The sequence below is a fragment of the Streptosporangium sp. NPDC051022 genome (assembly GCF_040683035.1).
In the GTDB taxonomy this organism is placed as follows: Bacteria; Actinomycetota; Actinomycetes; order Streptosporangiales; family Streptosporangiaceae; genus Streptosporangium.
Genome location: NZ_JBFBCF010000001.1, coordinates 885905 through 892931, shown reverse-complemented (window position 1 = coordinate 892931; position 7027 = coordinate 885905). Strand labels below are relative to the sequence as shown.

The following is a 7027-nucleotide window of genomic DNA, read 5'->3' as shown; positions in this document are numbered from 1 at the left end:
GGCGGGGCCGGTGAGCGGGAGCGGGTGACGGTGGAGGTGGGGGGTAAGCGGCTGGAGGTGGTGTTGCCGGCCGGGCTGGGCGCTTCGGGCCTGCCAGCGGGCGCGGGTGGTTCGGGTTCGGGTGCGGGTGTGGGGTCGGGGCGGGGTCGGGTGCGGCGGGGTGGTTCCGGGGGGCGTGGGGCGGTGGTGGCCGGTGGGGGCGGGCTGGTCAGTCCGATGCAGGGCACGATCGTGAAGGTCGCGGTGGCCGAGGGGGACGTGGTCGCGGCGGGGGATGTGATCGTGGTGCTGGAGGCGATGAAGATGGAGCAGCCGTTGACCGCGCATCGGGGTGGGGTGGTGGCGGGGTTGCGTGCGGTGGTGGGGCAGAGCGTGAGCGCGGGCGCGGCGATCTGTGACATCCGCGACACCTGACCCGGCCCCGGGCGCCCGGCCGGGCGAGGTAAGCGGGGCTGCCCGCCGTTCACCGGCGCCGATCGGCTCGGCGTCACCGCTCGCCGTACCGGCGCCCGAGTACGACCGAGCATGGACGGTGGGGTGGAAGGGCATGTGCGGCGACGGGGGTGAGGGAGAAGGTGTAGGCGGTGGAGCAAGACGGGGTGCTCGCCGTTCACCGGCGCCGATCGGCTCGGCGTCACCGCTCGCCGTACCGGCGCCCGAGTACGACCGAGCATGGGCGGTGGGCGACGCCGGGGTGTCCGTACTGTGGGCGACGCCAGGGTGTCCGTAGTGTGGAGGCTGTCCCTCGACCGGAGTGGGAAAGGATACGGTCAGGGAGGGAACTCTGACGTCCACTCGCTCGTCATTCAGGGCGAAGGAGGCTTTCTGCCGTGACCACCAAGACATCAGCGCCAGGTCGCCTCGGTGCCGCGATCATCGCGTTGCTCGCCGGGCTGCTGGCCATCTTCATGATCGCGCCGGCGGCGAACGCCGCGGCGCCCGACCCGAGCACGATCTCGTCAGGGTTGAAAGACGGGGACCACTTCTACGTCGATCCGGCGGCCGGTCTTCCCACCAACGCCACCGACGCCATGCGTGAGGCCGTGGAGAAGACCTCCTCGGTCTACCTCGCGATGCTGCCCAGTGGCTCGATCACCAGCAACTCCCAGGCCAGGACCCTGCTGACCTCGCTCCGCAAGGACGTGGGCGGCAAGTCGACCATCCTTGTCATGAGCGGCAAGACGCCGTTCGGCGTGTCCAACATCAAGGGCGTCGACGTCGACGAGCTCCTTGGCCGCGCCAAGACGGGCACCAGCCCGACGGACAACGTGATCAACTTCGTCAAGCTGGCCGAGGACGCGGGCACGGGTGCCGGCCTCAGCTCCGACTCCTCCAGCTCCTCCAGCTCGTCCGGCGGCTCCGGCGGGGGCGTGCTGGTCGGCATCCTGGTGCTGGCCCTGGCCGGTGGTCTGGGCATCTTCTTCTACTCTCGCAAGAAGAAGAAGCAGCGCGAGGCCCGCGAGGCCGCCGAGCTGGCCGCCGTCAAGCAGACCGTGGACGAGGACGTCACCAAGTTCGGTGAGGAGATCACCGACCTGGACACCGACGTCAAGCTGCTCGGCGACAGCGCGGCGCACCAGCAGGACTGGCAGCGCGCCCTCGACTCCTACGAGCGGGCCAAGGTGGAGCTGGCGGCGGTCAAGCGCCCCGACGAGCTCCGCGGCGTGACCACCGCGCTGGAGGAGGGCCGTTACGCCCTCGCCTGCGTGAAGGCCAGGGTCAACAACCTGCCGCTCCCCGAGCGGCGCTCGCCGTGCTTCTTCAACCCGCAGCACGGCCCCTCGGTCCGTGACGTTCGCTGGGCCCCGCCCGGCGGCGCGGTGCGCGACGTGCCCGCCTGCGCGGCCGACGCCGAGGCGATCGAGCGCGGCTTCGAGCCGCAGACGCGTCAGGTCATGGTCGACGGCCACTACCGTCCCTACTACGACGCGGGCCCGGCCTACCAGCCCTACGCCTACGGCTACTACGGCGGCTTCGGCGACGTCATGAGCGCGATGCTCGTCGGCACGGTGATGGGAAGCGTGCTGAGCGGCGGCTGGGGCCACAGCTACGGTGGCTACGGCGCGGGTTACGAGCAGGGGCTGGCCGACGGGGGCGGCGGCGCTGACTTCGGCGGCGGCGGCGACTTCGGCGGTGGCGGCTGGGGCGACTTCGGTGGCGGCGGCGACTTCGGCGGTGGTGACTTCGGCGGCGGCGACTGGTAGTCGCTCCGGTCACCGCTGAAAGCCGGAAAGGGCGCGTTCCCCGAGGGGGCGCGCCCTTCGTCGTTCCGGTCGGGGTGCGGTGGCCGATATCTTCGGAACGGCCCGGCGGATTGACATATCCCCCGTAAGGGGTGCAAGCAGCCGTCTAGCGGGATGCAATGATCCACTGACACGATCGGGACTGCTCTCAAGGAGGATCCCGTGCGTCGTTCCGTTTCCCTGACACTCCTCGCTGCGATCTTCGCACTGTCAGGGTCCATGCTCTCCCCCGCCCAGGCCGCCGCCGGGCCGTGCAAGCCGGGCCAGGGCGCCGACCTGCGCGGCAAGGACTTCACCAAGGGCGCGCAGCTGCCCTACAGCCTGCGTTGCGCCGACCTGACCAAGGCGAAGCTGAGCGGGGTCGAGCTCATCCAGAAGGACCTGACCGGAGCGATCCTGCGCGGCGCCGATCTCAAGCAGGCCAACCTCACCCAGGCCACGCTGAAATACGCCGATCTGCGAGAGGCCGACCTCAGCGAGGCCGACCTCGGCCAGATGCACGCCGACCACGCCGACCTGCGCGGCGCGATCCTGGTCGACGCCGAAGCGGGGCAGGCCGAGTTCCCCTACGCCGACCTGACCGGCGCCAAGTTGACCAGGGCCGTGCTGACCCAGGTCAACTTCGTCAGCGCCAAGCTGGTCGACGCCGACCTCAACGAGAGCAAGCCCGGTCAGCTCAAGGCGCGCAAGGCCGACTTCACCCGGGCCAAGCTGCACGAGGCCAAGATGGGGCAGTCGGACCTGGGCAACGCGACGTTCAAGGACGCCGACCTGAGGGAGGCCGTGTTCGACCAGGCCGAGCTGGACGGCGCCGACTTCAACGGCGCGCTGATCGAGGCGGCCTCGTTCGTCCAGGCCGACGACGCCGACCTGACCGGCGCCAAGGGGACGCCGAAGGGCATCGACATGCCGTCGATCCCCACCTCCGCCGGTGACCCGACCCGGCCCGAGGAGAGCGAGACCCCCAGCGAGCAGCCCGCGGGCACCCGGGGCGGCCCGTCCGTCGGGCTCGTCATGGTCGTGCTCAGCGCCGTGGGCCTGGCCCTCACCGTGGTGATCTGGGGGGTCAGCGCCCAGCGGCGGGCCAGGCGGAACGCCAGGTTCGCGCTCATGCGGCGTGGCGCGGAGGAGGACATCACCCGGCTGGGCGAGGAGATCGACCAGCTCGACTACGAGTTCCAGGTCAGCGGGCGGGGCGGCATGACCGCCGACGGCGACTGGCGGCACGCGATCGACGCCTACGAGGCGGCCAAGAACGCGCTGGCGGTCGCCAGGCAGCCGGAGGAGCTGCACTTCGTGGCTCGCGCCGTACAGGACGGCAGGAACGCCCTGAGCAGGCTGCGGGCGAGAACCTCCCGCTGATCCCCCGCAAGGGACTCCCGGGATCCTGATCCCGGGGGTCCCGGGGGTCCCGGGGGTCAGACGGGGTGCGCGGCCAGATGCTCCAAGAGCAGGTCGTTGACCTTGTCGGGGGCCTCCAGCTGCATCCAGTGGCCCGGCCCCTCAAGGCGCTCGTATCGCCAGGAGCCGCTGACGTGCCGGGCCGTACCGGTCATCGCCTCCTCGGTGAGGAACCGGTCGCCGGTGCTCCACACGCCCAGCGTGGGCACCTGGAGGGGAGGGAGGTCGCGGGGCGGGGCGACCATCGTCTCCGGCCGGACTCCGGTGCGATAGATCGACAGGCCCGCGCTGAGCGCCTCGGGGTCGCGCATGCGCTCGACGACCTCCTCGGAGTCGGGATGCTCGGTCAGCATCTCGCGAAGGTTGCGGAAGTCGTTCTGGCTGAGCCACTGCTCAGCGACGCCGGTGAACTGGAACAGCAGCATGTACCAGGACTTCTCCCGCTGCCTCCAGCCCGCGGCGGCCAGCGCGGCGGGGTGGCCGACCGACAGGCAGGCGAGGCTGGCCACCCGCTCCGGGGCGATCGCGGCGAGGATCTGTGAGAGCGCCGACCCCCAGTCGTGACCCACCAGGTGCGCCCGCTCGACGCCGAGATCGGCCAGAACCGTGAACAGGTCGCCGACATACCGCTCGATCTCGTAGTTCTCCAGCCCGGCGGGCTTGTCGGAGGCACCGAATCCGCGTAGGTCCGGGGCTATCGTCCGGTATCCGGCGGCGTTCAGCGCCGCCACCTGGTGCCGCCAGCAGGCGTGGGTGTCGGGATAGCCGTGCACGAGCAGCACGGCGGGCCCCTCCCCGCTGACCTGGACGTTGAGACCGATGCCGTTGACGTCGACACGCATCATGACACTCCGGGCGTCTGCGAAGCCCCGGCGCGGTGGGCGCCGGGCGCTGTGAAGGGCACTGTAAAGAGCGCGGTGCGGGACACGGGAGGAACGCGCCGGGACGCGATCACATTCCCGGGACGCGATCACATTCCCGGGACGGGATCGCACTCCCGGGACGGGACCGCGACCTCCCGGATGAGGTCATACCCCCGGGTGGGACCGCCAGGCGCGGCCCCCGGGTGAGGCGGTCAGATCCCGCTGGGGGTCATCGGCTGCATCAGGCGGCGGGCCGCCTCGGTGATGGAGCCGGACAGCGACGGGTAGACCGCGAAGGTGTGGGCGAGCTGGTCGACGGTGAGCCGCTGCTGGACGGCCACCGAGACCGCCAGGATCAGCTCGGACGCCCGGGGGGCGACCACGACGCCGCCGAGGATGATGCCGGTGTGCGGGCGGCAGAACAGCTTCACGAAGCCGTCGTTGAAGCCCTGCATCTTGGCCCGGGCGTTGGTGGCCAGCGGCAGCTTGACGACGTTGGCCTCGATCTCTCCGGCCTCGATCGCCTTCTGCGTGATGCCGACGGCGGCGATCTCGGGGTCGGTGAAGATGTTGGAGGCGACGGTGGCCAGGCGCAGCGGCTGTACGGCCTCGCCCAGCGCGTGCCAGACGGCGATCCGGCCCTGCATGGCGGCGACCGAGGCGAGCATGAGCACACCGGTGCAGTCGCCGGCCGCGTAGACGCCGGGCGCGGAGGTGCGGGAGACCTTGTCCACCTGGATGAAGCCGCCCCGGTCGAGGGTGACCCCGACCTCCTCAAGGCCGATCCCGCTGGTGTTGGGGATCATGCCGACCGTCATCAGGCAGTGGGTGCCCTCGGCCGTCCTGCCGTCCTCCAGCGTCACGACCACGCCGTCCGCGGTGCGTTTGACGGACTCGGCCCGGGAACGACCCATGACGTTCATCCCGCGGCGCCGGTAGACCTCTTCCAGGACCTCGGCGGCGTCGGCGTCCTCGTTGGGCATCATCCGGTCGCGTGAGGAGACGAGCGTGACCTCCGAGCCGAGCGAGCGGTAGGCTCCGGCGAACTCGGCGCCGGTGACACCGGAACCGACCACGATGAGGTGCTCGGGCAGCTCCTCCAGGTCGTACATCTGCCGCCAGGTGAGGATGCGCTCGCCGTCCGGCTCGGCGGAGGGCAGGATGCGCGGGGTGGCGCCCGTCGCCACGATCACGATGTCGGCCCGGATCGTCCGGTCCCCGGCCCTGACCACCTGGGGGTCGACCAGGCGTCCGGCGGCCTGGATCACCTCCACCCCCTCGGCGGCCAGCCGTGCGGCGATGTCGGCGGACTGCGCCTGGGCCAGGTCCTTCACTCGCGTGTTGACCAGCGGCATGTCGGCGATGACGCCGCCGACGTCCCCGTCGGGGCCGCCGGTGAAGTGCACGCCGAGCATGCTGGCGTCGAGAAGCGCCTGTTTACGCACTGATGTGGCGATCAGCGTCTTGGACGGCACGCAGTCGGTGAGGACGCAGGCCCCGCCGGGACCGTCCTGTTCGACCACGGTCACCTGTGCTCCAAGTTGCGCGGCCACCAGTGCCGCCTCGTACCCGCCGGGCCCGCCACCGATGATCACGATCCTCGTCACGTACTCCATTGTCCCGCACCTTTCGGGCTAATCACTCGCTGGGGCCCCTTCAGTGCCACAAACGCGATCCCAAACCTTCCGGAGAACTCCCCGGAAAACGGTTCGGAGCGGGCTCCGAGAGCCGACCCGCAGGTCAGCCGGGGTCGGGCGGACGGTACGCCCGAGGCCGGGACGAGGTCAATCGGAGGCGGCCGGGGTCAGCCGGAGTCAAAGGAAACCGACACGGCGCCGAGGCTGAGCGAGCCTCCGCCGAAACTTCGATTAATGTTGGGTGCCGTGCCTGTCTACGCCGCCTACGGCAGCAACATGGACCCGAAGCAGATGGCCCAGCGGGCCCCTCATTCCCCCATGCGGGGATCGGGCTGGCTTCAGGGCTGGCGCCTCACGTTCGGCGGGAACGACCTCGGCTGGGAGGGTGCTCTCGCCACCATCGTCGAAGACCCCTTCGAGCAGGTCTTCGTCGTGCTCTACGACGTTCCCGAGTGGGACGAGACCTCTCTCGACCAGTGGGAGGGCGCCGCGCGCGGTCTTCACCACAAGGTCAGGCTCAGGGTTCAGACCCTGGAGGGTGAGCTCGTGGCCTGGTTCTACGTGATCGACGGCTACGAGGGCGGCCTGCCCTCCGCACGCTATCTCGGCCTCCTGGCCGAGGCCGCCGAGAACGCGGGCGCGCCCGACGACTACGTCAAGGATCTGCGCAGCCGTCCCTGCACGTCGCTGGGAAGCTGATCGGAACGGTCCGCGACACCGGATCCGTGACACCGGGTCCGGTCCGCGACACGCCCGCGGTACGGCTCGGGCACGGGAGGCCCGGCACCCCGTGAAGTCCGGATGAGGTCCGGCCATCGGCCCGGACCGCGGCCCGTCGCGGACGTGGGAAGCTCGCCGCGTGGTCCGGCGGAACGGCGAGTAC

General features: G+C 70.8%; 6 protein-coding genes. 4 read left to right on the top strand and 2 right to left on the bottom strand.

Annotation, left to right across the window (positions count from 1 at the left end; translation table 11 throughout):
* From AB0N02_RS04200 to AB0N02_RS04190, 3 genes are all read left to right on the top strand, one after another.
* Positions 1 to 414 (top strand): biotin/lipoyl-containing protein (locus AB0N02_RS04200; RefSeq protein WP_363942466.1); only part of this gene is annotated, 414 nt, incomplete at its 5' end.
* A 416-nt stretch (positions 415 to 830) separates the two neighbouring features.
* The gene (locus tag AB0N02_RS04195) at positions 831 to 2204 is read left to right on the top strand and encodes a hypothetical protein (RefSeq protein WP_363942464.1); all 1374 of its coding nucleotides are present in this window, start codon (positions 831 to 833) and stop codon (positions 2202 to 2204) included.
* A 201-nt stretch (positions 2205 to 2405) separates the two neighbouring features.
* Positions 2406 to 3605, top strand: coding sequence for a pentapeptide repeat-containing protein (locus tag AB0N02_RS04190; protein ID WP_363942462.1), 1200 nt, complete (start codon positions 2406 to 2408; stop codon positions 3603 to 3605).
* 56 nt (positions 3606 to 3661) lie between these two features.
* Here the strand turns inward: AB0N02_RS04190 and AB0N02_RS04185 are convergent, their stop codons facing one another.
* The gene (locus AB0N02_RS04185) at positions 3662 to 4489 is read right to left on the bottom strand and encodes an alpha/beta fold hydrolase (RefSeq protein ID WP_363942460.1); all 828 of its coding nucleotides are present in this window, start codon (positions 4487 to 4489) and stop codon (positions 3662 to 3664) included.
* 230 nt (positions 4490 to 4719) lie between these two features.
* On the bottom strand, positions 4720 to 6114 hold the full coding sequence (locus tag AB0N02_RS04180; RefSeq protein ID WP_363942523.1) for an NAD(P)H-quinone dehydrogenase: 1395 nt from the start codon (positions 6112 to 6114) through the stop codon (positions 4720 to 4722).
* A 276-nt stretch (positions 6115 to 6390) separates the two neighbouring features.
* Between AB0N02_RS04180 and AB0N02_RS04175 the strand changes: the two genes are divergently transcribed.
* On the top strand, positions 6391 to 6843 hold the full coding sequence (locus tag AB0N02_RS04175; RefSeq protein WP_363942458.1) for a gamma-glutamylcyclotransferase: 453 nt from the start codon (positions 6391 to 6393) through the stop codon (positions 6841 to 6843).
* Positions 6844 to 7027 lie beyond the last annotated feature (184 nt).

Excerpts from the sequence above, each read along its gene's own strand:
- AB0N02_RS04185 (WP_363942460.1), bottom strand. The coding sequence starts at position 4,489 with ATGATGCGTGTCGACGTCAACGGCATCGGTCTCAACGTCCAGGTCAGC.